This window comes from Martinezella rhizogenes, from assembly GCF_007002745.1.
Lineage (GTDB): Bacteria > Pseudomonadota > Alphaproteobacteria > Rhizobiales > Rhizobiaceae > Agrobacterium > Agrobacterium cucumeris.
In genome coordinates this window covers 239,734-263,943 of sequence record NZ_SGNY01000003.1, presented here as the reverse complement: position 1 = coordinate 263,943, position 24,210 = coordinate 239,734, and the positions used below count along the sequence as shown (strand labels likewise).

23 protein-coding genes are annotated in these 24,210 nt (G+C 59.1%); 10 read left to right on the top strand and 13 right to left on the bottom strand.

Going from position 1 to position 24,210, the window contains the following annotated elements:
- Positions 1 to 66 precede the first annotated feature (66 nt).
- Positions 67 to 528 carry a PTS IIA-like nitrogen regulatory protein PtsN gene (gene ptsN / locus EXN68_RS11410; RefSeq protein WP_046799318.1) on the top strand — a complete coding sequence of 154 codons (462 nt, stop codon included), beginning with the start codon at positions 67 to 69 and terminating at the stop codon, positions 526 to 528.
- 81 nt (positions 529 to 609) lie between these two features.
- Here the strand turns inward: ptsN and grpE are convergent, their stop codons facing one another.
- Positions 610 to 1,245, bottom strand: a complete 636-nt coding sequence (gene grpE, locus EXN68_RS11405; RefSeq protein WP_046799317.1) for a nucleotide exchange factor GrpE — start codon at positions 1,243 to 1,245, stop codon at positions 610 to 612.
- A gap of 113 nt (positions 1,246 to 1,358) precedes the next feature.
- The gene (hrcA, locus tag EXN68_RS11400; protein ID WP_142840909.1) at positions 1,359 to 2,450 is read right to left on the bottom strand and encodes a heat-inducible transcriptional repressor HrcA; all 1,092 of its coding nucleotides are present in this window, start codon (positions 2,448 to 2,450) and stop codon (positions 1,359 to 1,361) included.
- Between the two features lie 136 nt (positions 2,451 to 2,586).
- On the opposite strand from hrcA, the gene rph reads away from it, so the two are divergent.
- Genes rph through hemW form a run of 3 tightly spaced genes read left to right on the top strand, consistent with a single transcriptional unit; the run spans position 2,587 to position 5,170 of the window.
- Positions 2,587 to 3,303 carry a ribonuclease PH gene (rph, locus tag EXN68_RS11395; protein WP_142840908.1) on the top strand — a complete coding sequence of 239 codons (717 nt, stop codon included), beginning with the start codon at positions 2,587 to 2,589 and terminating at the stop codon, positions 3,301 to 3,303.
- Between the two features lie 17 nt (positions 3,304 to 3,320).
- Entirely contained in the window at positions 3,321 to 3,965 is a 645-nt protein-coding gene (gene rdgB, locus EXN68_RS11390; RefSeq protein ID WP_142840907.1) for an RdgB/HAM1 family non-canonical purine NTP pyrophosphatase, read from the top strand.
- A gap of 5 nt (positions 3,966 to 3,970) precedes the next feature.
- Positions 3,971 to 5,170, top strand: a complete 1,200-nt coding sequence (gene hemW, locus EXN68_RS11385; RefSeq protein ID WP_142841275.1) for a radical SAM family heme chaperone HemW — start codon at positions 3,971 to 3,973, stop codon at positions 5,168 to 5,170.
- A 76-nt stretch (positions 5,171 to 5,246) separates the two neighbouring features.
- Here hemW and dnaA read toward each other — a convergent pair whose 3' ends face one another.
- From dnaA to mutM, 4 genes are all read right to left on the bottom strand, one after another.
- Positions 5,247 to 6,710 carry a chromosomal replication initiator protein DnaA gene (dnaA, locus tag EXN68_RS11380; RefSeq protein ID WP_237681390.1) on the bottom strand — a complete coding sequence of 488 codons (1,464 nt, stop codon included), beginning with the start codon at positions 6,708 to 6,710 and terminating at the stop codon, positions 5,247 to 5,249.
- An 870-nt stretch (positions 6,711 to 7,580) separates the two neighbouring features.
- A complete protein-coding gene (gene rpsT, locus EXN68_RS11375; RefSeq protein ID WP_003493474.1) occupies positions 7,581 to 7,847 on the bottom strand; it encodes a 30S ribosomal protein S20 in 267 nt (88 codons plus the stop codon).
- Between the two features lie 194 nt (positions 7,848 to 8,041).
- Positions 8,042 to 8,815: an enoyl-CoA hydratase gene (locus tag EXN68_RS11370; RefSeq protein WP_161991300.1), complete on the bottom strand. Its 774-nt coding sequence runs from the start codon at positions 8,813 to 8,815 to the stop codon at positions 8,042 to 8,044.
- A 47-nt stretch (positions 8,816 to 8,862) separates the two neighbouring features.
- Positions 8,863 to 9,759 (bottom strand): bifunctional DNA-formamidopyrimidine glycosylase/DNA-(apurinic or apyrimidinic site) lyase, encoded by an 897-nt coding sequence (gene mutM / locus EXN68_RS11365; protein ID WP_142840904.1) that lies wholly within the window; start codon positions 9,757 to 9,759, stop codon positions 8,863 to 8,865.
- A gap of 142 nt (positions 9,760 to 9,901) precedes the next feature.
- Between mutM and ubiE the strand changes: the two genes are divergently transcribed.
- From ubiE to olsE, 3 genes are all read left to right on the top strand, one after another.
- Positions 9,902 to 10,678 (top strand): bifunctional demethylmenaquinone methyltransferase/2-methoxy-6-polyprenyl-1,4-benzoquinol methylase UbiE, encoded by a 777-nt coding sequence (gene ubiE / locus EXN68_RS11360; RefSeq protein ID WP_142840903.1) that lies wholly within the window; start codon positions 9,902 to 9,904, stop codon positions 10,676 to 10,678.
- A gap of 36 nt (positions 10,679 to 10,714) precedes the next feature.
- The gene (gene ubiB / locus EXN68_RS11355) at positions 10,715 to 12,289 is read left to right on the top strand and encodes a 2-polyprenylphenol 6-hydroxylase (RefSeq protein ID WP_142840902.1); all 1,575 of its coding nucleotides are present in this window, start codon (positions 10,715 to 10,717) and stop codon (positions 12,287 to 12,289) included.
- Between the two features lie 480 nt (positions 12,290 to 12,769).
- On the top strand, positions 12,770 to 13,705 hold the full coding sequence (gene olsE, locus EXN68_RS11350; protein WP_142840901.1) for an ornithine lipid hydroxylase OlsE: 936 nt from the start codon (positions 12,770 to 12,772) through the stop codon (positions 13,703 to 13,705).
- Between the two features lie 41 nt (positions 13,706 to 13,746).
- Here the strand turns inward: olsE and EXN68_RS11345 are convergent, their stop codons facing one another.
- From EXN68_RS11345 to EXN68_RS11335, 3 genes are all read right to left on the bottom strand, one after another.
- A complete protein-coding gene (locus tag EXN68_RS11345; RefSeq protein WP_142840900.1) occupies positions 13,747 to 14,106 on the bottom strand; it encodes an MmcQ/YjbR family DNA-binding protein in 360 nt (119 codons plus the stop codon).
- Positions 14,103 to 15,308: a bifunctional phosphopantothenoylcysteine decarboxylase/phosphopantothenate--cysteine ligase CoaBC gene (gene coaBC, locus EXN68_RS11340; protein WP_142840899.1), complete on the bottom strand. Its 1,206-nt coding sequence runs from the start codon at positions 15,306 to 15,308 to the stop codon at positions 14,103 to 14,105. Before coaBC ends, EXN68_RS11345 begins: the two co-directional genes overlap by 4 nt.
- A 70-nt stretch (positions 15,309 to 15,378) precedes the next feature.
- Complete coding sequence (locus EXN68_RS11335) at positions 15,379 to 16,962, bottom strand: peptide chain release factor 3 (RefSeq protein ID WP_052820301.1); 1,584 nt, start codon at positions 16,960 to 16,962, stop codon at positions 15,379 to 15,381.
- 89 nt (positions 16,963 to 17,051) lie between these two features.
- On the opposite strand from EXN68_RS11335, the gene dut reads away from it, so the two are divergent.
- The 3 genes from dut (at position 17,052) to cysK (ending at position 19,341) form a co-directional block, all read left to right on the top strand.
- Complete coding sequence (gene dut, locus EXN68_RS11330; protein WP_142840898.1) at positions 17,052 to 17,522, top strand: dUTP diphosphatase; 471 nt, start codon at positions 17,052 to 17,054, stop codon at positions 17,520 to 17,522.
- A 77-nt stretch (positions 17,523 to 17,599) separates the two neighbouring features.
- Positions 17,600 to 18,217 (top strand): LysE family translocator, encoded by a 618-nt coding sequence (locus EXN68_RS11325; RefSeq protein WP_046799448.1) that lies wholly within the window; start codon positions 17,600 to 17,602, stop codon positions 18,215 to 18,217.
- A 155-nt stretch (positions 18,218 to 18,372) separates the two neighbouring features.
- The gene (cysK, locus tag EXN68_RS11320) at positions 18,373 to 19,341 is read left to right on the top strand and encodes a cysteine synthase A (protein ID WP_142840897.1); all 969 of its coding nucleotides are present in this window, start codon (positions 18,373 to 18,375) and stop codon (positions 19,339 to 19,341) included.
- A 217-nt stretch (positions 19,342 to 19,558) separates the two neighbouring features.
- Here the strand turns inward: cysK and EXN68_RS11315 are convergent, their stop codons facing one another.
- The 4 genes from EXN68_RS11315 to EXN68_RS11300 all read right to left on the bottom strand — a co-directional run bounded on the left by EXN68_RS11315 (position 19,559) and on the right by EXN68_RS11300 (position 24,200).
- A complete protein-coding gene (locus EXN68_RS11315) occupies positions 19,559 to 21,091 on the bottom strand; it encodes a YifB family Mg chelatase-like AAA ATPase (protein WP_142840896.1) in 1,533 nt (510 codons plus the stop codon).
- 184 nt (positions 21,092 to 21,275) lie between these two features.
- Positions 21,276 to 22,235 carry a glutathione synthase gene (gshB, locus tag EXN68_RS11310; protein WP_142840895.1) on the bottom strand — a complete coding sequence of 320 codons (960 nt, stop codon included), beginning with the start codon at positions 22,233 to 22,235 and terminating at the stop codon, positions 21,276 to 21,278.
- A gap of 241 nt (positions 22,236 to 22,476) precedes the next feature.
- Positions 22,477 to 22,989, bottom strand: coding sequence for a cupin domain-containing protein (locus EXN68_RS11305; RefSeq protein WP_142840894.1), 513 nt, complete (start codon positions 22,987 to 22,989; stop codon positions 22,477 to 22,479).
- Between the two features lie 110 nt (positions 22,990 to 23,099).
- A complete protein-coding gene (locus EXN68_RS11300; RefSeq protein ID WP_142840893.1) occupies positions 23,100 to 24,200 on the bottom strand; it encodes a sn-glycerol-3-phosphate import ATP-binding protein UgpC in 1,101 nt (366 codons plus the stop codon).
- Positions 24,201 to 24,210 lie beyond the last annotated feature (10 nt).

Sequence of the window (24,210 nt, the reverse complement as noted above, 5' to 3'; positions counted from 1 at the left end):
TGGGAGGCAGAACGCGAAAGCGTCTCTGCCTCCTGCATCGTCTCGATGGCATGAAGGAAAAAGAGAATGGCGTTGGCAGATTTGCTGCAACAAGATGCGATTATTCCCGCCCTCAAGGTGAATTCCAAAAAGCAATTGCTTCAGGAGCTGGCCGCAAAGGCAGCCAGAATTACCGGAGTCTCGGAACGGGAAGTTTTCGACGTCATCCTCCAGCGTGAAAAGCTCGGCTCCACCGGCGTCGGCCATGGCATCGCCATTCCACACGGCAAGCTCGCCAGCATTCATCAGATCACGGGTGTCTTCGCACGCCTTGAAACGCCGGTCGATTTCGAAGCGCTGGACGACCAGCCGGTCGATCTGGTTTTCCTTTTGCTTGCGCCTGAAGGCGCTGGTGCGGATCACCTGAAGGCACTGTCTCGAATTGCGCGCGCCCTGCGCGACCCTGAACTGGTGGCCAAGCTGCGCGCCACCGATTCCGACACGGCAATCTATGCTTTCCTCAATCAGGAACAGGCGACGGCGGCCTGATCCGCCACCACTGATCTCAGGTTTTCATGACAATAAAAAACGCGCCTCAAGGGCGCGTTTTTTATTACGGGAAGAAATGCCTCAGGCATCCTTTTCATTGAGAGAGGCCGTGCCGGGCTCTGCCGATGCGGCGGTTTCCGCCTTCGGGCCACCCTTGGCAACACCCACCATGGCCGGGCGCAGGACGCGGTCGCCGATGGTGAAACCGGCCTGGATAACCTGAAGCACGGTGTTGTTCGGAACTGCCGGATTGGGAATTTCGAACATGGCCTGGTGGAAGTTCGGATCGAACTTCTGGCCCTCTGCATCAATCTTTTTGACCCCATGGCGCTCGAGCGTCGACAACATCGAGCGCTCGGTCATCTCGACGCCTTCGATCAGGCCATTGAGACCGGCTTCGCCATTGGTCTTGAGCTCATCCGGGATAGCCTCGAGCGCGCGGCGAAGATTGTCGGAAACCGCGAGCATGTCGCGTGCAAAACCGGCCAGCGAGTAGGCCTTGGCGTCCTTGACGTCGCGCTCGGTGCGGCGACGAAGATTGTCCATTTCGGCGGCAAGACGCAGGAACTTGTCGCGCAGATCGGCATTTTCTGCCTTCAGCAGCTCGACCGGATCGGGTTCGGCAGCATCAGTCGGCTCTTCCCCGGCAAGTGCGGGATCGAGAAACTCTTCGGCGATGTCCGCGTCAGGTCCGGGCTTTTTCGTATCGTCGGTCATGACGTTCTCCAAATTTGAATATTGTTGGTTGCGCCCGATATCGAGCTTTGGCGGGCAAAAATCAAGGCTTGCGGCGAAAAGCTTGCCGCATTCTCTGGCCTTGCGGGCTTGCCCTATCTTTGCTTTCGGGAAAGGCGGGCCATGATCTGGGCGGTATAATCGACCATGGGAACGATACGGGCGTAATTCAGCCGTGTTGGCCCGATGACACCGACAGCACCCACGACCCGGTTGTCCTCATCGCGATAGGGCGCAACAATGAGCGACGAGCCGGACAGCGAAAAGAGCTTGTTTTCCGAACCGATGAAAATCCTCACACCCGAGCCGCTTTCCGCAAGGTTGAGGATCTCGATCAGATTTTCCTTGCGCTCCAGATCGTCGAACAGCAGGCGCACACGATCGATGTCTTCTTCGCCGGCCAGGCCTTCCAGCAGGTTGGAACGTCCGCGAACGATGAGGCGGCCGAGCTTGCCTTCCTCATTGTCACCCGCCCAGACGGCAAGGCCACGTTCAATGAGATCCTGCGCCAGCGTGCCGAGTTCCGATTGCAGCTCCGCACGCTGCGTCTGGAACTGGCCGCGCAGTTCCTGCAGCGTCTGGCCGGAGAGATGGGCGTTGATGAAATTGGCCGCCTCGGTCAATTGCGACGAGGAAATGCCGGCCGGCAATTCGATGATGCGGTTTTCGACCTGATTATGGTCGCCCACCAGCACCGCAAGCGCCTTGGTGGGTTCCAGCCGAATGAATTCGACATGTTTAAGGATGACATCGTTCTTGGCCGTCAGCACGAGGCCGGCGCCGCGCGACATGCCCGACAGCATGCGGCTTGCTTCCGTCAGCAGCCCTTCCAGCGATTGTTCGTGGCCGGCGACCGGGCCGATCTGCCGGTCGATATTCGCCCGCTCGTCGGCAGGCAGATCGCCCACCTGCATGAAGGCGTCAACAAAGAAACGCAGCCCCGTCTGGGTGGGCAGGCGTCCGGCGCTGATATGTGGCGAATAGATGAGGCCAAGTTCCTCGAGATCGCTCATGACGTTGCGCACGGAGGCCGGCGAAAGCGACATTGGCAGCAGCCGCGACAGGCTGCGCGAGCCCAGGGGTTCACCAGTGTCGAGATAGCCTTCGACGATGCGGCGGAAAATTTCCCGCGACCGTTCATCCAGCAGAGATGCCTGATCTTTTGAAAGCGGTGCTGAAAAACCCATCTCGTCCGTTCTTTGTCGCCCAAATCTACTCTGCGCCAATATAATGCGTCGCGCCGCTGCGGCAAAATGGAAATTGGCTTTGCAAAAGCCCGGAGCGCGCCTTAGAAGGCAGGAACCAACATGGAGAGTGGATCATATGCGGCCTTCAGGCAGAAAAACCGATCAGATGCGCAAGGTTTCCTTCGAGCGCAATTTCTCGAAACATGCCGAAGGCTCCTGTCTGGTCAAATTCGGCGACACGCATGTGCTCGTCACCGCTAGCCTTGAAGAAAAGACGCCGCCATGGCTGCGCAACAGCGGCAAGGGTTGGGTGACCGCCGAATACGGCATGCTGCCACGCTCTACCAATGAGCGCATGAAGCGCGAAGCCGCCGCCGGCAAGCAGGGTGGGCGCACGCAGGAAATCCAGCGCCTCATCGGCCGCTCGCTGCGCGCTGTCGTCGACCTCCAGGCGCTTGGCGAACGCCAGATCAGCATTGACTGTGACGTCATCCAGGCGGACGGCGGCACACGCACCGCCTCCATCACCGGCGCATGGATTGCCCTGCATGATTGCCTGAAGTGGATGGAAACCCGCAACATGATCAAGGTCGAGAAGGTCCTGAAAGACCATATCGCCGCGATCTCCTGCGGCATCTTCGCCAAGCAGCCGGTGATCGATCTCGATTATCTGGAAGACTCGTCCGCCGAGACCGACGCGAATTTCGTCATCACCGGCTCCGGCGGCATCGTTGAAGTTCAGGGAACGGCGGAAGGCGCACCCTTCTCCGAAGAAGAATTCCTGACGCTGCTTGGCCTTGCCAAGGCAGGCTGCAGCGAACTGGTCGCCCTTCAGAAGCAGGCGATTGCCTGAGCCGACAGGAAAGCATGATGCGCAAGCTCGATACCAGAACGATCGTCGTCGCCAGCCACAACAAGGGTAAGATCGCCGAAATCGCCGATCTGATCGGACCTTTCGGCTTTTCCGCCAAATCGGCTGCCGAGCTGAATTTCGCAGAGCCGGATGAGACGGGTACCACCTTCGAGGAAAATGCCGCCATCAAGGCGCTTGCCTCCGCCAAGGCATCTGGCCTGCCGGCTTTGTCCGACGATTCCGGTCTTGTCATCGACGCACTGGATGGCGCGCCGGGTGTCTACACCGCCAATTGGGCAGAAACGGCCGATGGCACGCGCGATTTCGCCATGGCAATGCAAAAGGTTGAAGATGCGCTGGCGGAACGCGGCGCATCGAAAGCCGAGGATCGCACGGGCCGCTTCGTCAGCGTATTGTGCCTTGCCTGGCCGGACGGTCATGTCGAATATTTCCGTGGCGAGGTGGAAGGCACCGTCGTGTGGCCGCCGCGCGGAACGAGCGGTTTCGGTTACGATCCGATCTTCAAACCCGAGGGTTACGACACTACATTCGGTGAGATGACGGCGGATGAAAAACATGGCTGGAAACATGGTGACGCCTTTGCGCTGTCGCACCGCGCCCGCGCCTTTAAAGAATTCGTAGAAACCTGCCTGGAGGCATGAACCCGATGGTCGGGGAGCATCATTTTTCTGCCCCCGGCGCATCGCTTCTGCCGGATACGGGCGATCCCGGTTTCGGGATCTATCTGCATTGGCCCTTTTGTGCGGCCAAATGTCCCTATTGTGATTTCAACAGCCACGTCCGCCACCGGCCGGTGGATCAGGAGCGGTTTACCGCGGCCTTCCTGCGTGAAATGGAGCATATGCGGGCGCTGAGTGGCCCGCGGGTCGTTACCAGCATTTTCATGGGCGGCGGCACGCCATCGCTGATGGATCCGCAGACGGTTGCGGCCATTCTGGATGGCGTTGCGCGTTTCTGGCATGTGCCTGATGGTATCGAGATCACCATGGAAGCCAACCCTTCCAGCGTCGAGGCGGAACGGTTTCGCGGTTATCGCGCAGCGGGCGTCAATCGCGTCTCGCTTGGCGTGCAGGCACTGAACGACCGGGACCTGAAGTTCCTTGGCCGTCTGCATGATGTCGCCGATGCCCTGAAAGCCATCCGGCTGGCGCGGGAAATCTTTCCGCGCATGTCCTTCGATCTGATCTATGCACGCCCGAAGCAGACGGTGGCCGAATGGGATGCCGAACTGAAGGAGGCGGTTTCCTATGCCGTCGACCATCTGTCGCTCTACCAGCTGACCATCGAGGAAGGCACGCCTTTTTATGGTTTGCACAAGGCCGGCAAGCTCATCGTGCCGGATGGCGAGCATTCGGCTGTGCTTTATGAGGCGACGCAGGAAATCACCGAGCGCTACGGCATGCCGGCCTATGAGGTTTCCAATCACGCCCGCCCCGGCGCCGAAAGCCGCCATAACCTCACCTACTGGCGTTATGGCGACTATGCCGGCATTGGCCCTGGCGCGCATGGACGCCTGACGCGCGGCGCCTCCAAGCTCGCCACCGCCACCGAACGACACCCGGAAACCTGGCTCGAGACCGTCGAGCGGGAAGGCCATGGCATGGTCGATAAGGAAATGCTGGGTGTCGACGAGCAGGCCGACGAATTGCTGCTGATGGGGCTTCGCCTGCGCGAAGGCATCGATCTGGCCCGCTGGAGCGATCTTTCCGGCCGCGATCTCGACCCGGAAAAGGAAGAATTCCTTCTGCAGCACGGTTTCGTGGAAAGGCTCGGCAATTCGCGCCTGCGCTGCACGCCTTCTGGCATGCTTATTCTGGATGCGGTGGTCGCCGATCTCGCCTGCTGACCGGCAGTACTGCCTGCCCTCAGCCAATCAAGAATTGAGAAAAAAATAAAAAAAGCGGCCCGGAGGCCGCTTTTTTTCATGCGTTGTTTTCGTTGATCAGGCGTTTCAGCAGCTCAACCTCGTGGCCGAGCTTGGTGTCGCCGGAAATCAGTTCCTCGATCTTGCGCACCGCGTGAAGAACCGTGGTGTGGTCGCGACCGCCAAAACGGCGACCGATCTCGGGGAAGGAGCGCGGCGTCAGCATCTTGGCCAGATACATGGCGATCTGGCGCGGCTTGACGATGACGCGGGTGCGGCGGTTGGATACCAGCTCCTGTCGCGACACATTATAGTGTCTGGCGACGATGCGCTGAATATCCTCGATGCGCACGCGCTTGGCCTCACCGCTTCCGACGAGGTGCGACAGCAGCTCATCGACACGGTCAACCGAGAGGTTCGGCTCAAAAGAGCGACGGAACATCAGCTGGTTGAAGGCACCTTCAAGCTCGCGTCCGCTCGCAGTCACGCTTTTGGCCACGTGGGTCAGGATTTCGTCCGAAATCTCGAAAGACGGATCGTCCTGGCGCGCCGAACCCATACGACGGTTGAGCATTTCATACCGCATGTCGTAATCGGGACCTTCGATCTCGATCGCCATGCCGCCCTGAAGACGGGACCTCACACGCGGATCGAGCGATTCCAGCTCCCACGGTGCACGATCAGCAGCCACCACGACCTGCTTGGCGCTGTCGAGCAGCATGTTCAGCAGGTGGCAGAATTCGTGCTGGATCATCTTGCCCTGCAGGAACTGCATGTCGTCGATGACGAGCAGGTCGATATTGCGCAGCGTATCCTTCAGCGTCAGCGCATCATTGTCGCGGATCGCCGTTGCAAAACGCCACATGAAATATTCAGCCGTCAGATAGACAACACGCGGATTGCGCGGGCTGTCGATGGCGGCATTGGCAATGGCCTGCAGAAGATGCGTCTTACCAAGACCGACACCCGCATGGATGAACAGCGGGTTGAAGCGCACGGCGCCGGCACCGGCTTCGGCGATCGTCTTTGCCGCCGCAAGTGCGACACGGTTGGACGAGCCTTCGACAAACGTATCAAAGGTGAAGCGCGTATCAAGCGGCGAACCGAACAACGGCCCGGAGCCGCCCTGACGCAGGGTCGCCTGCGCTGCCGCAGGCTGTGCGGCGGGCGCCGTCGCGGGCTGCGACGGAATGAAGGACTTGTTGCGCGGAGCAGCACCGACCTCAGGTGCGGGCTGCACCCGTTCGTCAGCCTGCGCCGGGCGAACCGGACGGCTGGCCGAGCGAACAAGAATCTCCACCTTCAACACATCCGGATCCTCGCTCTGAACGAGGTTGGTGATCAGATCCATGTAACGGTTGTTGATCCACGACTTCAGAAAGGTCGTCGGAACGGTAAAGCGGACGACGCTTTTCGAAACGGTATGGAGTTTGAGCCGTGCAAACCAGCTTGCATAGACCTCCGGACCAACCTGTGCCTTGAGCCGCGCGCTAAAACGCTCAAACAGCGCATCGTGCTTCATTGCCGATTTGTCCCCTGCCGCATCAGAGCAAGCTGCATCACATGCCTTCGGTGCGCGGTCCCCATCAGCCACCGCACCCATCGCCAAATTCAATTGCATATTGCCGCCTTTCAAATTGCCAATCATAGCCTGACGATCAAAAATCGATCGCCAGAGATCCCCCTCGTATTATTCCGGCCTTCAGTGCTCCCCTCGAAAGAGCATCAAAGGCTACTACTTGTTTGCGAGCCGGTTATCCCATTTCCCTCCCCCTCATGGAGAGGCCTGCGACACGCTAAAGACGCTCCTTTCGCCACAACCCTAAGGCGTATTCTTGAGGACAAAAAACCCCTGCCCGTTCCGAGACCGAAACGGCGCAAAAAGCTCCATGACCTGAGAAAACGGGCCCCGAAAGACCCGCCAGCAAGAAGGTGAATATCGTCGATACGATCATCGAGATAATCTGTGGACTGAGATCCGCACCCCTTGTTGGAATGCATTTAGGCAGGATCGTGGGGAGAGATCAATGGCGTTTTTTCTGCAAAAACTCAGATCGGCCATTGACTCACAAAGGCCGTTTTGCATCACGGGCAAGGCCCGAAGCAGAATCGCTTATGAATCAATGAGATTCAATTTTGGCAATTTTAGAGAGCCTGTTTTGGCAAAAAAATAAAAATCTTCTTGACTCAAAACTCGTCACGACTTCCGTAGAGAAAGCTTCCCATTTTCCGGGAGACCTCCTACAAGCCATTGTTTTTGCTTAATATTTCCTGTCGTCCATCTGACACGCGTTTGTCACGTTACGGCAGGAATGATTAACGGGCAGTTAGAATCACAAAAAGCCCGGTCAAAAGACCAGGCTTTTTGAATAGTTATTTGTGATTAGCCGGATTAGGCCGAAAGAGCCTTAACGCGCTGTGCGAGACGCGACACCTTGCGGGATGCGGTGTTGCCATGCAGGACGCCGCGGGTAGCTGCGCGCTGGATCTCGGGCTGAGCAGCCTTCAGAGCTTCGGTGGCAACAGCCAGATCGCCGGAAGCGATTGCTTCCTCGACCTTGCGAATGAAGCCGCGAACGCGCGAACGGCGAGCCTTGTTGACTGCGGTACGGCGAGCGATCTTGCGGGTCGCCTTTTTCGCCGAAGTTGTATTGGCCATGTATGCCTCTCTTCGAATTCAAACCAAATTCCGCAACCAGAGGATCGGGTCGTTCGACGACCTCACTTAACCCAAGAATGCGGGAGTAATTTCGGACAAGCCGGATGGCTTTCCTTAACCGTGGGCGGGCATATACCGCTAAAGCGCACGCCCGTCAACGCGCAAATGGCGGAAAACGCCGATATTCCGACTCCTTAGCGATTCCGGAAAACGGGTTTGCGTTTTTCGATGAAGGCCGCCATGCCCTCCTTCTGGTCCGCCGTTGCAAAGAGCGACTGGAAGGACCGCCTTTCATATCGCAGGCCTTCCGCCAGCGACACCTCGAAGGAGCGATTGACGCTTTCCTTGGCCATAAGAACCGAGGCACGCGACAGCGAAGCGATGCGGGTAGCAGCCTCCACCGCCTCCTCCATCAGATTTGCGGATGGCACGATGCGCGAGACGAGGCCTGAGCGCTCGGCCTCCGCCGCATCCATCATGCGGCCGGTCAGAACCAGATCCATGGCCTTTGCCTTGCCCACTGCCCGTGTCAGCCGCTGTGAGCCACCCATGCCGGGGATGACGCCGAGGGTGATCTCCGGCTGGCCGAACTTCGCCGTTTCCGAAGCGATGATGAAATCGCACATCATCGCCAGCTCGCAGCCGCCACCGAGCGCAAAACCCGAAACGGCAGCGATGACCGGTTTCCTCGTCGACGCAACCTCGTCCCAGCCGCCGAGAAAATCACCGACATAGGCGTCGACAAAATCCAGCCCCTGCATCTCCTTGATGTCGGCGCCTGCGGCAAATGCCTTTTCCGAGCCGGTGATGATGATCGCACCAATGGAATCATCGGTGGAGAATGAAGAGAGAATGTGCCGCAGCTCTTTCAGAAGCACCGAGTTGAGAGCGTTGAGCGCCTTGGGGCGGTTGAGCGTTATGACGCCCACCTCATCACGCTTTTCGACCAGTATCGTTTCATAGTCCACGGCAATCTCCCCTTCTCCGTTGTTGCGGCCCATTACTCTTGGCTCAGTCACTTCTGGCAGGCGGCGCAATAAAAGGTCGAACGACCGGCCTGTACCACTCTCTCAACCGTACCCCCGCAGCCGGGTGTCCGGCAAGGCTGGCCTTCCTGATCGTAGACCGAAAAGGAATGCTGGAAATAACCGAGTGTCCCGTCTGTCTGTATATGGTCGCGCAGTGAGGAGCCGCCGGCGGCGATAGCGTCCGCGATCACGTCACGGATTTTTTCCGTCAGATCGGTGAGCTGCGCTTTGGGCTTGCCTGATGTCGTCACCAGCGTTCCCGCTGCCCGCAAGGGAGAAAGATGCGCGCGCCACAGCGCCTCGCAGACATAGATATTGCCAAGGCCGGCAATGACCTTCTGATCCAGCAGCGTGCCTTTCAAGGGCTGGCTCTTGCCCTCAAACCGGCTCGCCAGATAATTGGCGCTCAATGCATTGCCTGTTGGTTCCGGCCCAAGCTCGGCAAAAGCCGGATAGAGATCGAGCTTGTTGCGCTCCACCAGATGCATGAAGCCGAAGCGGCGCGGATCATTATAGATGACGCAGACGCGCTCTTCGCCCTTATCCAGATGAAAGACGACATGGTCGTGTTTGCCATCCTTTGAGCGGGCATAATGAAACGCGCCGGGCGTATTGCCGGCTTCATCCGCGTCCGCCTCGATACGAAACGAGCCGGACATGCCGAGATGGGCAATGATCGTCAGCCCATCCTCAAGTTCGATCAAAAGATATTTCGCCCGGCGTCCAAGCGATATGATCGTTTTGCCTTCGATCAGCGTCGCAAAATCTTCCGGGAACGGAAAACGCAGATCAGGGCGGCCAAGGTGGAGTTTGCGAACCCTTGCCCCTTCCATGGCGGGGGCAAGACCGCGTCTGACAGTTTCGACTTCTGGCAATTCTGGCATCTGGCTTATCCGGCAGTTTATCGTTAGGACCATGTGGTCTATACAATGCACGCGAAATGTCGCGCCCAGGCGATGCGGCAACAGATAGCGTCGCCATGGCGTTTCCGCTATGGTCCGCCACGCAATAAAATGGAGACAGACGATGACCGACGCCCGTACGACCGCAGAAGGCGGCATGGAAACGTCCTATGGCTTCCACAAAGTGGACGAAGGCAAAAAGCAGGGGCTGGTCAACGAGGTCTTCCACAAGGTGGCCAAGCGCTACGACATCATGAACGACGTGATGTCGGCGGGCCTGCACCGGCTGTGGAAGGACGCCATGGTCTCTTCGCTTTCGCCGCGCAAGGATGCTTCCTACAGGGTTCTGGACGTGGCGGGTGGCACCGGCGATATCGCGTTTCGCATCGTCGAGGCCTCCAACCGTCTGGCGCACGCCACCGTTCTCGATATCAATGGCTCGATGCTGGCGGTCGGCGAGGAACGCGCTGCAAAAAAGAAGCTTTCCGACAATCTGACCTTCGTTGAGGCCAATGCCGAAGAACTGCCCTTCGAGGCGAATTCATTCGACGCCTATACGGTCGCTTTCGGCATTCGCAACGTGCCGCGCATCGATGTCGCGCTGAAGGAGGCCCATCGCGTGCTGAAACGTGGCGGGCGGCTGCTGGTACTGGAATTTTCAGAGGTCGAAATGCCGCTGCTCGACCGCGTCTATGACGCCTGGTCGTTCAACGCCATTCCGCAATTTGGCAAGATGATCACCGGCGACGCCGAACCCTATCAATATCTGGTCGAATCGATCCGCAAATTCCCCAATCAGGAGGATTTCGCGGCGATGATCCGCACCGCCGGCTTCTCCCGCGTGTCCTACACCAACTACACCGGCGGCATCGCCGCCCTGCATTCCGGCTGGAAGCTTTAAGAGCATGGCCAGCAGAAGCAGGAGACAGGCATAAGCATGAGCACTTTGGGCGCATATTTCCGCCTCGCAAGGGTTGGCTGGGTTCTCGTGCGCGAAGGTGTCGTGCTGGCCCTACCCTCCGACGACCTTCCTGCTCCCGCGCAAATGCTGAAAGCGTTGCTGAAGCCCTTCGCCCGCAGCAAGGCCAAACGGGCGCAGCGTAGCGACCGGCTGGCAACGGCCGTCGAGCGGCTTGGACCGTCTTATGTGAAGATGGGCCAGTTTCTGGCCACCCGCCCGGATGTGGTGGGAGCCGATTTCGCCGACGATCTCGCAAGCCTTCAGGATCGCATGGCATTTTTCCCGGCTGCTGCGGCCAAGGCTAATATCGAAGGTTCGCTCGGACGCACGGTTTCCGACCTCTACAGGGAATTCGGTGATCCGATCGCGGCCGCCTCCATCGCCCAGGTTCATCCGGCAATGGTGGATACGCCGAAGGGACCACGCAAGGTGGCCGTCAAGGTCATCCGTCCCGGCGTGCGCCAGCGTTTCCAGAACGATCTGGAGGCGATGTATCTGATCGCCGACCTGCAGCAGCGCTTTGTCCGTTCAGCCCGCCGTCTGCGGCCAGTCGAGGTGACACGCACGCTGGAACAGACAACCAAGATCGAGATGGATCTGCGGCTTGAGGCCGCCGCCCTTTCCGAGCTTGCCGAAAACACAAAGGATGATCCCGGTTTCCGTGTTCCGGAAGTCGACTGGGAACGCACCGGCCGCGATGTCGTCACCATGGAGTGGATCGACGGCGTCAAGATGTCGGATATCGAAGGGCTGAAGGCTGCCGGTCACGACCTGAACCAACTGGCCGACACGCTGATCCAGTCTTTCCTGCGGCACACGCTGCGCGACGGCTTTTTCCATGCCGACATGCATCCCGGCAATCTCTTCGTCGACGACAAGGGCATGATCGTCGCGGTGGATATGGGCATTGCCGGACGGCTCGGCAAAAAGGAACGCCGCTTCCTCGCCGAAATCCTCTATGGCTTTATCACGCGCGATTACATGCGGGTGGCAGAGGTACATTTCGAGGCCGGTTATGTGCCGGGCCATCACGATAAAGCCAGCTTCGCACAGGCGATCCGCGCCATTGGCGAGCCGATCCACGGGCAGCCGGCCGAGACGATCTCCATGGGCAAGCTGTTGACCCTGCTGTTCGAAGTGACCGAGCTTTTCGACATGGAGACGCGGCCGGAACTGGTGATGCTGCAAAAGACCATGGTGGTGGTGGAAGGCGTATCACGCATGCTCAACCCGCGCTTCAACATGTGGAAGGCGGCCGATCCGGTCGTCGGCGGCTGGATCAGGGACAATCTCGGTCCCAAGCGCATCGTCACCGATCTGAAAGACGGCATGAAGGCCGCTCTAAAGCTTGCCGAAGCGGCACCCGAGATCGCCGCCAAGACGGAAAAGCTGCATTCCGAGCTAATGTATATGAGCGAGAACGGTCTACGTTTCGATGCCCAGACAGCCGAAGCCATCGGCAGGGCGGAAGCGCGCCATACCAAATGGGGGCGGATTGCGCTCTGGGTGATCGCGCTGACGCTTCTCTATATTGCCATCCGAATCAGCTAAGACATATCTGAACCTTGGAGGTGCGCGATGTCACGGTTGGGCACCTCAGTTACCAAAAACCGCCTTTCAAGCCGACGTGACGACCGCATGCCATGCTCATGCAATCTAACGAAGAATAGTGACCTGACCTTCTCAACGAAACAGGTGGCCTATGCGACTGTTAACCCTTCTGGTTGGTTCGCTATTCTTCAGTCTTCAACCGGTCGCAGTGCCGGAAGCAATGGCGCAACACAGGGTCTACGATCCCTGTACGGATGGCAGCATAAGCGATGGCAAGCCGCGCAGTTGCGGCGAGCTGAAACGGGAATTGCGACGCAGTGACAGGTATGGTCGCAGGGAGTGGGATTATTATCGGCCGATGCGCCCCCCGCGCACCGATCCATGCAGGGACGGGCGCGTCAGCGACGGGCAACCGCGATCCTGCGGAGAGTTGCGTCGCTGGTTGAATGGTAGATGATTGCCGGACGGGAATTGAAATTCATGGCAAAAACTCAGGCAGTGAAACAGGCCCTTGTCTATTGTTCGTGGCCGATGGTGTTTTTCTTCGGCCTTGTCGGCTCCTATTTCGCCTTCAACAGCAGCCATCCCATCATGGCGTTCCTCTGCGTCTATGCGGGCGCGGTGTTGAGCCTGTTTCTCCTGGAACGTTATATCCCCTATGAGGTTCAGTGGCTTCAGGGCGATGGCGAAACCGCGACCAGCATTGGCCACACCCTGTTGACCAAGGGCCTTGTCCAGCTTGCCGCCGTTGCGGGAGCAATCTTTCCGATGCTGACCGCCAATGTGCTGCAGCCGCTTGCGGCCATGCGGTTCAATCTGTGGCCCTCCGACCTGCCGATGATCATTCAGGTCGCACTTGCGGTCACCATCGCTGAATTTGGCCTCTACTGGGCGCACCGTATCGCGCATGAGACCGTGTTCTTCTGGCGTTTCCATGCCCTGCACCACAGCGTTGTCCGTCTATGGGTGGTCAATACCGGTCGCTTTCATGTGGCGGATTCGCTCTTCAAGATCGCGCTCAGTCAGCTTCCGCTCTATTTGATGGGCGCACCCTTGCACGTTTTCTGGTGGCTTGGCGCCGTTACCGCCTTCATCGGCATTCTGACCCATTGCAATGTCGATATGAAAACTGGCCCGCTGGACTATGTATTCAGCACGCCGCGGCTGCACCGCTGGCATCATTCCAAGGAGCTTCCCGAGGGAAACACCAATTATGGCGAGAATCTCGTCATATTCGACCAGCTGTTCGGCAGCTATTTCAATCCCGATCGCCCGTCCTCCACCAATATCGGTATCAAGGGGCAAATTGCGAAGGGCTTTCTGCCCCAGCTTTTTCAGCCCTTCACCAAGGAGGGCGTTCGCCAGATCATCGGTCGAAACACAAAAGACAATTCAGGCGAAACGCCCGGCATGTGAGGTTGGAGCATTCCCGCTTTTCTCCGAAATGCGAAAACGCTCTAGTCGAAGAATATGCCCAGCTCAGAGCGCAGTTTCTTCGTCAGGCCGGCCGCAACCAGTTCATAGGAGCGGCGCACATAATGCTCTAGCTCCTCTCGCTCGAGCGGTGAATGGTCACCGATCGATATCCATTTGCGTTTGGCAAAATAGGGCGCCTGACCGATGCCTTCCAGCGAGGTGAGGATTTCGAAACTTTCCTCCGAACATTTCACCACCAGACGCCAATCCACCCGCTCTCCCAGCACGGCAAAGACCTTGTCGCCGACCTTGGCGACATGGGAATCCCACTGATCGACGAAACGCACGCCCGGCCATTCGCCCAGCACTCTGTCGAATGTCTTGCGATCAAACAGGCTCATGCGAGTTTCTCCGCGATAAGGGCTGCCAGACGTTTTGCGACGTCGGCCTTGTCGAGATCCGGCCAGGCCTCAATACCGTCCGCCGATATGATCTTCACGCTGTTTCGATCTCCACCCATGATGCCGGTCTCAGCCGAGACATCATTGGCGACAATATAATCCGCGCCCTTACGCTCCAGCTTGGCGCGACCGTTCTTCTCAACGTCCTGTGTTTCGGCGGCGAAACCCACCACCAGCTTCGGGCGCTTTTCGTGGTGGCCGACGGTTTTCAGGATATCGGGGTTTTCCGTCAATTGCAGCGCGGGCGGTGCATCGCCCGGCTGCTTCTTGATCTTCTGTTCCGATGAACCTGTCACCCGCCAGTCAGCGACGGCGGCGACCATGACTGCGATATCCGCCGGGAGCTTCGAGATCACCGCATCGCGCATCTCTTCGGCACGCTCGACATGGATCGTTGTGACTCCGGCCGGATCGGCGATGGTGACCGGGCCTGAGACCAGCGTCACCTCCGCCCCCAGTTCCGCGAGAGCTGCCGCAATGGCGTGGCCCTGCTTGCCCGACGAGCGGTTGGCTATATAGCGTACCGGATCGATCGGCTCATGCGTGGGACCGGAAGTGACGATGGCCTTCCTGCCCTTGAGTGGTTTGGGGCCATTGTCCAAAAGCGCCTCAACGGCCTCGACGATCTGCAACGGCTCCGCCATCCGGCCGAGACCCGCCTCGCCCTTCTCCGCCATCTCGCCTGCCATGGGTCCGATGAAAAACACACCGTCTTTTTTTAGCGTTTCGACATTGCGGGCCGTCGGCTTCGCCGTCCACATTTTCGGATTCATGGCGGGTGCGATCAGCACCCTGCGGTCAGTCGCGAGAAGGATGGTAGAAGCAAGATCGTCGGCCAGACCATGCGCCATCTTGGCCATCAGATCGGCAGTGGCGGGCGCGACCAGCACGAGGTCGCAGTCGCGCGCCAGCCTGATATGGCCGACATCCTGCTCGTCCTGTCTGGAAAAAAGCTCGGTGAAAACGTGGGTGGCAGACAGCACGCCGACCGCCAGCGGAGTGACGAATTCCTGCGCACCCTTCGTCATGACCGGCGTCACCTTCGCGCCGCGCTCTTTCAGGCGGCGGATGAGATCGAGGCTCTTATAGGCCGCGATGCCGCCGGAGATGATGAGGAGAATATGTTTGCCTGAAAGCGTCATGATGCCGGACCAGTTTCCCGTTTCACCGGGAAACTAAGCCCTTGGCATTCAAAGTGCAATCCGGCTGATATCACGCCGCCTTGGCGACGTGATATTCCTTGATCGCAACCATCTTGATCGCCGGAAAACGCTCGGACTCATAACGCAATGAGAAGGCGTCCTGCGCCAGAAACACCGGATCGCCATCCAGATCGCGGGCGATATCACCGCGCTTGACGTTGAGGAACTTGTCCATCTCCGCCGGCTGATCGGATGAAATCCAGCGGCAGACGGAAAAGCGCGACATTTCGAAGGAGACCGGCAGGCCGTATTCGCCCATCAGCCGTTCCTTCAATACGTCCAGCTGCAGCGCGCCGACGACGCCGACGATGGCGGGCGAACCGTCCTCCGGCGAGAAGAGCTGTACGACGCCCTCTTCCGCCATCTGCTGCAGAGCTTCCTTCAGCTTCTTCGCCTTCATCGCATCTTCCAGCCGCACGCGGCGCAGGATTTCCGGCGAGAAGTTCGGAACGCCCTGGAAAACAAGGTTTTCACCCTCAGTCAGCGTATCACCGATGCGCAGCGTGCCGTGGTTGGGGATGCCGACCACATCACCCGCAAAGGCCGTATCGGCGAGCTGACGCTGCGAGGCAAAGAAGAATTGCGGCGCGGTCAACCCCATCTGCTTGCCGGTGCGCGACAAACGCGCCTTCATGCCGCGCTCCAGCTTGCCGGAGCAGATGCGGGCAAAGGCGATGCGGTCGCGGTGGTTGGGGTCCATATTCGCCTGAATCTTGAAGACGAAGGCCGTCATCCTGTCTTCGGCCGCATGCACGGTGCGGGTATCCGCCACCTGATCGCGCGGCGGCGGTGCGAAATCGCCGAGTGCATTGATGAGGTCGCGCACACCGAAATTGCGCAGCGCCGAACCGAAGAACACCGGTGTCATGTGGCCTTCAAGAAACGCCTGGCGATCGAAGGGACGGCAGGCTTCCAGCGCCAGTTCCGTTTCTTCGATAAAGACCTTGCGTTCGTTTTCAGGCAGCCGATCGGCAACCGCCTGCGGGCCGTTGACGGAGAGGCCTTCCACCTGCGTATCATTGCCACGAAAGGTGTTTTCGGCAAGATTATAAGCGCCACAGAAGCTTTTCGCCCGTCCCACCGGCCAGGTGATCGGCGCAGTATCCAGCGCCAGCTTTTCCTCGACCTCATCCAAAATCTCGAAGGGATCACGGCTTTCGCGGTCCATCTTGTTGATGAAGGTGATGATCGGAATATCGCGCATGCGGCAGACTTCAAACAGCTTCAGCGTGCGTGGCTCAATACCCTTGGCAGCATCGATGACCATGATCGCCGCATCCACCGCCGTCAGCGTGCGGTAGGTGTCGTCGGCGAAGTCTTCGTGGCCGGGCGTATCGAGAATGTTGAAGACGCGGTCGTTATATTCGAAGGTCATGACCGAGGTGACGACCGAAATGCCGCGCTCCCGCTCGATCTTCATCCAGTCCGAACGGGTCTGGATGCGATCCTTCTTCGCCTTCACTTCACCGGCAAGCTGGATCGCTCCGCCGAACAGCAGCAGCTTTTCGGTAAGCGTCGTCTTACCCGCGTCCGGGTGCGCGATAATAGCAAAGGTGCGGCGGCGGGAGACCGCCTCGGCAAGTGTTTCGGCCATCTGACAAATCCTGTGAATTGCGGGCTATCTAGCGTTTCAGGCCCGCATTTGCAATTGACCTCGCCGCGATCTGCGCAAACTAATGCCACATGACCGTTCAAAATGACAATCGCCCCCCTCTTCGCCTCGTCCGCCTCGCCAATGGCGCAGGCCTCGAATTGCCGTCCTATGAAACCGGCGGTGCAGCCGGTATGGACCTGCGCGCCGCGGTGCCTGCAGATCAACCGCTAACGCTGAAACCCGGTGAACGGGCACTGGTGCCGACCGGCTTCATCTTCGAAGTTCCATCCGGTTATGAGGCGCAAATCCGCCCCCGCTCCGGCCTTGCCATCAAGAACGGCATCACCTGCCTCAATTCTCCCGGCACGGTGGACAGCGATTATCGCGGCGAAGTGAAGGTCATTCTCGCCAATCTGGGGCAGGATGATTTCACCATCGAGCGCGGAATGCGCATTGCGCAAATGGTTATCGCGCCGGTAACACAGGTCACCGTGAGCGAAGTGACGGAAACCTCCGAGACGGCGCGTGGCGCCGGCGGTTTCGGCTCGACCGGGGTCTGACCGGCAAGCCGCATGATCGATTGTTTTTACCCGGCAATTTCGCTATTGATCTAGCGGATTTTCCGGGAAACATGATCATGACACTGACGACCCTTCTGGCCTATGCCACTGCCCTCTTCATCGCCGCCGCCATTCCCGGCCCCGGCATGACGGCGATCGTGGCGCGGGCGCTGGGTTCGGGCTTTCGGGAAACCTTCTTCATGGGCCTCGGGCTGGTGCTGGGCGACATGATCTACCTGACCGGCGTAATACTGGGGTTGGCCTTCGTGGCCCAGACCTTTCAGGAAGCCTTCATGGTGCTGAAATTCGCCGGCGCGGCCTATCTCCTCTATATCGCCTGGAAGCTTTGGACCGCCGGCCTTTTGCCGCAGGACCTGAAGGCGAAAAAAAGTACCAGCATGCCGATGTCCTTCCTGTCCGGCCTGCTGATCACCCTCGGCAACCCGAAAACCATGCTGTTTTATGTGGCGCTGGTGCCGACGCTGATCGACATCCGCATGATCGGCCCGTCGGAATATGCGACACTCCTCGCCCTCACCTTCGTCGTGCTGATGGCCGTTCTTTTGCCCTACATCCTGCTTGCGGCCAAGGCGCGCAACCTCCTGAAACGGCCGAGCGCGCTGACGATCCTCAACCGCACGGCGGCGGGCATTCTGGCCGGAACGGCGACCATGATCGCCATCCGCAGCACCTAAAATAATTTCGTTCATTTACCCCGTTTATCGTGAAATTTTTCCGGTAAACCGGCCATATAAGGATGAACGTTCGCTAGCCTGACAGGGCGATTGCTCCTATTCTGCCGCTCAAATCTTGCGGCCATTATTCTGTGGCCTTCATACAGGAGAGCATCATGCCCGAAGCCAGAAAGCCCGGACGCGGACGCGTCTATTCCTCGATTACGGAAACAATCGGCGATACGCCGATCGTGCGGCTGGACAAGCTGGCGAAAGAAAAGGGCGTGAAGGCCAACCTGCTTGCCAAGCTGGAGTTTTTCAACCCCATCGCCTCCGTGAAGGACCGCATCGGTGTTGCCATGATCGAAGCGCTGGAAGCGCAGGGCAAAATCACTCCCGGCAAAACGACACTGGTGGAGCCGACTTCGGGCAATACCGGCATCGCGCTTGCCTTTGCTGCCGCGGCCAAGGGCTACAAGCTGATCCTGACCATGCCGGAAACCATGTCGGTCGAGCGTCGGAAAATGCTGGCCCTGCTCGGTGCCGAACTGGTGCTGACCGAAGGTCCGAAGGGCATGAAGGGCGCAATCGCCAAGGCGCAGGAACTGGCCGAGACGCTTCCCGACGCCATCATACCGCAGCAATTCGAAAACCCCGCCAATCCGGATATTCACCGCAAGACGACGGCGGAGGAAATCTGGAACGACACCGACGGCACGGTCGACATTCTCGTTTCCGGCATCGGCACGGGTGGAACGATCACCGGCACGGGTCAGGTTCTGAAATCCCGCAAGCCGGAAGTGAAGGTCATTGCGGTGGAACCCGCCGACAGCCCGGTGCTCTCCGGTGGCAACCCCGGCCCTCACAAGATCCAGGGCATCGGCGCTGGTTTTGCACCCGCCATCCTCGATACCGGTATCTATGACGAGATCGTCACCGTCACCAATGACGAGGCTTTCGAAATCGCGCGTCTCGCGGCAAGGCTCGAAGGCGTGCCTGTCGGCATCTCCTCGGGTGCAGCATTGGCGGCGGCAATCAAGGTCGGCGCGCGCGAGGAAAATGCCGGCAAGAACATCGTCGTCATCGTTCCTTCCTTTGCGGAGCGTTACCTTTCGACGGCGCTGTTCGAAGGTCTTGGGCTCTAACGACCCCATCCGGTACGCGCGATCGCGGACCAAGGAATCGAGATTTATCATGCCGCCGGTACCGCTGGCGGCATAAGCCTTTCAGAACGCCCGCATTCGGCTGAATTCACGCGATGCGCTTCATATCGTGCTTTCGCATCGGCCTATCGAGAAGGGGCGGAGCTTTTTCAGAGGCTGCCTCCAAACTCTTCCAAAAAAGCGCGCAAACATCACGGCTCTAAGCCGCTGTCGGCAACCTCTCACCCGCGATACGATAGGACACGGCTTCCGCCACATGAATGCGGCCGACCGTTTGTTTGCCGTCCAGGTCGGCCAATGTTCGCGCGACCTTCAGAATACGGTGATAACCGCGTGCGGAAAACTTCAGCCGTTCTGCGGCATCGCGCAACAATTGCAGCCCGGACGCATCCGGCTCGGCATATTTTTCGATCAGGGTCGTCGTGCAGCGGGCATTGGTACGGATGGCAGGAAACCCCGCCGCCGCATAACGCTCCTGCTGGGCGAGGCGGGCATTGGCGACACGGGCGGCAACCACCGCGCTCGGCTCGGACGCGACGGGGCGGATGAGATCAGTGGCGGAAACGGCAGGAACATCAATACGGATATCGATACGGTCCATCAGCGGACCGGAAATGCGCCCCTGATAATCGGTCACGCAACGCGGACCTCTGGCGCAGGTGAAGCCCGGCTCTCCTGCCATGCCGCACCGACACGGGTTCATCGCTGCGACGAGCTGGATTTGCGCCGGATAGCTGACGCGGTGATTGGCCCGCGCGATGATACATTCACCCGTCTCCAGCGGCTGGCGCAAAGCATCCAGCACCTGCGGCGAAAATTCCGGGAATTCATCCAGAAAAAGAACGCCGTGATGGGCAAGTGAAGCCTCGCCCGGTCTGGCGCGCAACCCGCCACCAATCAAAGCCGCCATGGTGGCGGAATGATGCGGCGTGCGGAACGGCCTGCGGTCTGAAAGCTTGCCGCCCGACAATTGGCCGGCGATGGAATGAACCATGGACACTTCCAGCAGCTCTGCCGCCTCGAGCGGCGGCAGGATGGACGGCAGACGCGCGGCAAGCATGGATTTGCCGGAGCCGGGTGGACCGACCATCAGCAGATTATGGCCACCAGCCGCTGCCACTTCCAGCGCACGTCTGGCGCTTTCCTGTCCCTTGATATCCGCCAGATCGGGCAGATTGACCGGACTGGTCCGGATGGCGGGCACGGGGCGCGAAAGCAGCTGCGTGCCGCGAAAATGATTGGCAAGCGCTATGAGGCTGCGCGGGGCAAGGATATCGATGCCGGCACCGGCCCAGGCCGCTTCCGGACCGCTTTCAGCCGGGCAGATCAGGCCCTTGCCGAGAGCGTTGGCGCCGATGGCCGCCGGCAGCGCGCCAGAGACCATGCCGATGGTGCCATCGAGATTAAGTTCGCCGAGAACCACATATTGGCCGAGCGCCTCTGCCGGTATGGCGCCCAAAGCGGCCATGAGCCCCAGAGCAATTGGAAGATCGAAATGCGAGCCTTCCTTTGGCAGATCGGCAGGCGCGAGATTGACGGTCACCTTTTTTGCCGGAAGCGCCAGACCCGAAGCATGTAGTGCCGCCTGCACCCGCTCCCGGCTTTCGGCCACCGCCTTGTCCGGCAGGCCGACGATCTGGATGCCGACCTTTCCGGGTGCGACCATGACCTGCACCTCGACGGGCACACCCTCTATGCCCTGAAATGCAACCGTATTGACCTTCGCCACCATGGCCTGCCCCCGCAAACCGGCCACGACATCAGAGCTTCATGCCCTGTGGCGGCCACCCGCAAGCAACGTGCCATAAGGCAAAGAATAAAACAAGAACATCCGGTGAACAATTTCACGCGGGCGATGTATTTTAGTTGTATCTAGTTGCACCCACGGAACAAACGGAGTTCGATCGGAAATCGCCTCAGAAATCCTGAGCTTCGCGCTTTTTCTCGATGGCGTCCCACAACAGGCTTGCCACATCGGCACCGCCGAATTTCTGCACCTCACGAATGCCCGTCGGTGAGGTGACGTTGATCTCCGTGAGATAATCGCCGATCACATCGATACCAACAAAAAGGAAACCACGCTCGCGCAGGGCGGGACCAATGCGGCGGCAGATTTCCTTCTCGCGCGCCGTCAGTTCCGTCGGCTCTGGCCGGCCACCGGCATGCATGTTGGAGCGGGCATCGTTTTCCGCCGGCACGCGGTTGATTGCGCCCACCGGCTCGCCATCCACCAAAAGGATGCGCTTGTCGCCCTTACGGACGTCAGGCAGATATTCCTGGGCGATGTAAGGCTCACGGAACATCTGGCCGAACATTTCCAGCAGCGAGGAGAAATTGCGGTCGTCACGCGCCGAATGGAAGACACCCGCACCGCCATTGCCATAAAGCGGCTTGAGGATGATATCGCCCATTTCATTGCGGAACCGGGCGATCTCGGCCACGTCCTTGGTGATCAAGGTCTTCGGCATCAGATCAGCGAATTCAGTGACGAAAATCTTTTCCGGCGAGTTGCGCACCCAGGCGGGGTCATTGACAACAAGCGTCCTAGGATGAATACGCTCCAGCAGATGGGTGGAGGTGATATAGGCCATGTCGAATGGCGGATCCTGACGCAGATGGATGACATCCATGGTCGAAAGATCAACGCGCTCCGGTTCCGACAGCGAGAAATGGTCGCCCTTTATGTCGCGCAACTCCATCTGCTCGACGGTGGCGTAAATCTTGCCGTCACGCATGGAAAGACGGTCGGGCGTATAGTGGAACAGCCGGTATCCACGCGCCTGCGCCTCAAGGCTCATGGCGAAAGTGGAATCACCGGCAATGTTGATGCCGGAGACATGATCCATCTGGATCGCGACGTTCTTGATCTTCGCCATGCGCATGTTCCTCTTGCAGCATAGGGATGCCCTGCGGCCCACAATGCCCATTGTCCCGTCTTTTCAAGCTTCCCGGCAAGCCCGGGAGAGACCCGGAAATGCTTCAGAAAACCCTGAAGATGTAGGGCAGCGACCATTCAAACGCAACTGCTGCAAGCGGTGCTTTGTGTGAGTTTTATTGAACCTTCACAATTCCCCCGACGGAGCCGGAAGGCCCCGTCGTTTGAATTGTTTTACCGTTTCAGGCCGCCAGCTTGTAGGAACTGCCGGAAAACAGCTTGTTCTTGACGCGATAGGCCAGCGCCAGCGCCCGGGGGAATGGACGACGCATGAAGGCAACCTTGCGGACATAGTCATCCACCCGCCAGGTGGCCCATGTTCCCGCCCGGAAATAGGCGACGTCGCCAACCCGCAGGATGCTGACCGAACCGTCTTCGGCCGTCACATGCACCTCGCCTTCCAGAATATAGACGGTTTCATCCCAGCCGAAGAACCAGCGGAATTCACCGGCCGTGCAATCCCACATGGCGGTGCTGGAAGCGCGGTCACCGCTTCGGGAATGATCGGCCGCGCGCGCCTGGGGATCGCCGGAGATGATCCAGTCAGGATTGATGGGGGCTGGCTGAAGTCGCAGATCGGTGCAGGATGCGCTGACAACGGCCTCGTCTTTTACTCCGCGCAGATAGGCCGGCAATATTGGCATCGTGCGGATCGCCATGGTTGCAGCCGCCGCGAACATCATTTTGAACGACATATGAGAAAACCCCCGTGAAATATTGGAGGTCTTCTATCATCGGGATCGTAACAAAGCGGTTTTGACAATCGGCGCAATTTTAGTCATCGCGCCGATTTCTTCCGACGTGATCAGGCCGTTGCCAGCTGAGCGGACTGTACCTGGACCTGCTCCGCCTTACCGGCGATGCGCTTGCCGGTTTCGTTGGAGAAGAAGTGCAGTTTTTCCGGCGCTATCGTTACCGACAATGCAGCCGGAACCTCGACATCCGGCGGGAAAGCCACTGTCAGGTTCTGATCGCCGATCATGCCATGCACGAGGCGCTGCGAACCCAGCTCCTCGATATAATCGACGCGCAGCGCAAGGCCCTGCTCGCCCGCCGCGGCAATGCGGAAATCCTCCGCCCGCATGCCCACCGTCACCGACCCCGAAGCGGGGGCAAAACCGTTCAGTGCAAACAGTGACGGACCGATGGCGAGGCTATCGCCATGCAGTTCGGCATTCAGCAGGTTCATGGCGGGAGAGCCGATGAAGCTGGCGACGAAGGTGGATGCGGGGGTGTGATAGACATCAAGCGGCGCGCCGATCTGTTCGATGCGGCCGCCATTCAGCACTACCAGACGATCAGCCAGCGTCATGGCCTCTAGCTGATCATGGGTGACATAGATGGAGGTGGTGCCGAGGCGTTTTTGCAGGCGCTTGATTTCACCGCGCATCGAGACGCGCAGCTTGGCATCGAGGTTAGACAGAGGCTCATCGAACAGGAAGGCAGCCGGTTTGCGAACGATGGCACGGCCCATGGCGACACGCTGCCGCTGGCCGCCGGAAAGGGCGCGCGGTTTGCGATCCAGATAGGGTTCGAGCTGCAGCATACGGGCGGCTTCGGCCACACGTTCATCGATCTCCGTCTTCGGCGTCTTGCGGTTCTTAAGCCCATATTCCAGGTTCTGACGCACCGACATATGCGGATAAAGCGCGTAATTCTGGAACACCATGGCAATATCGCGGTCGGCGGGATCAGCCTGGTTGACCACCCGGTCGCCGATCTTCACCGTGCCTTCGGAGATGTCCTCGAGCCCGGCAACCATGCGCAGGAGCGTTGACTTGCCGCAGCCGGAGGGGCCGACGAGAACGATGAACTCACCATCCCTGATGTCGATATCGACGTGATGCACGGCGCGCACGCCGCCATGATAATCCTTGCAGACCTGACTGATTTCTATAGCGGCCATTTCGGTCTCC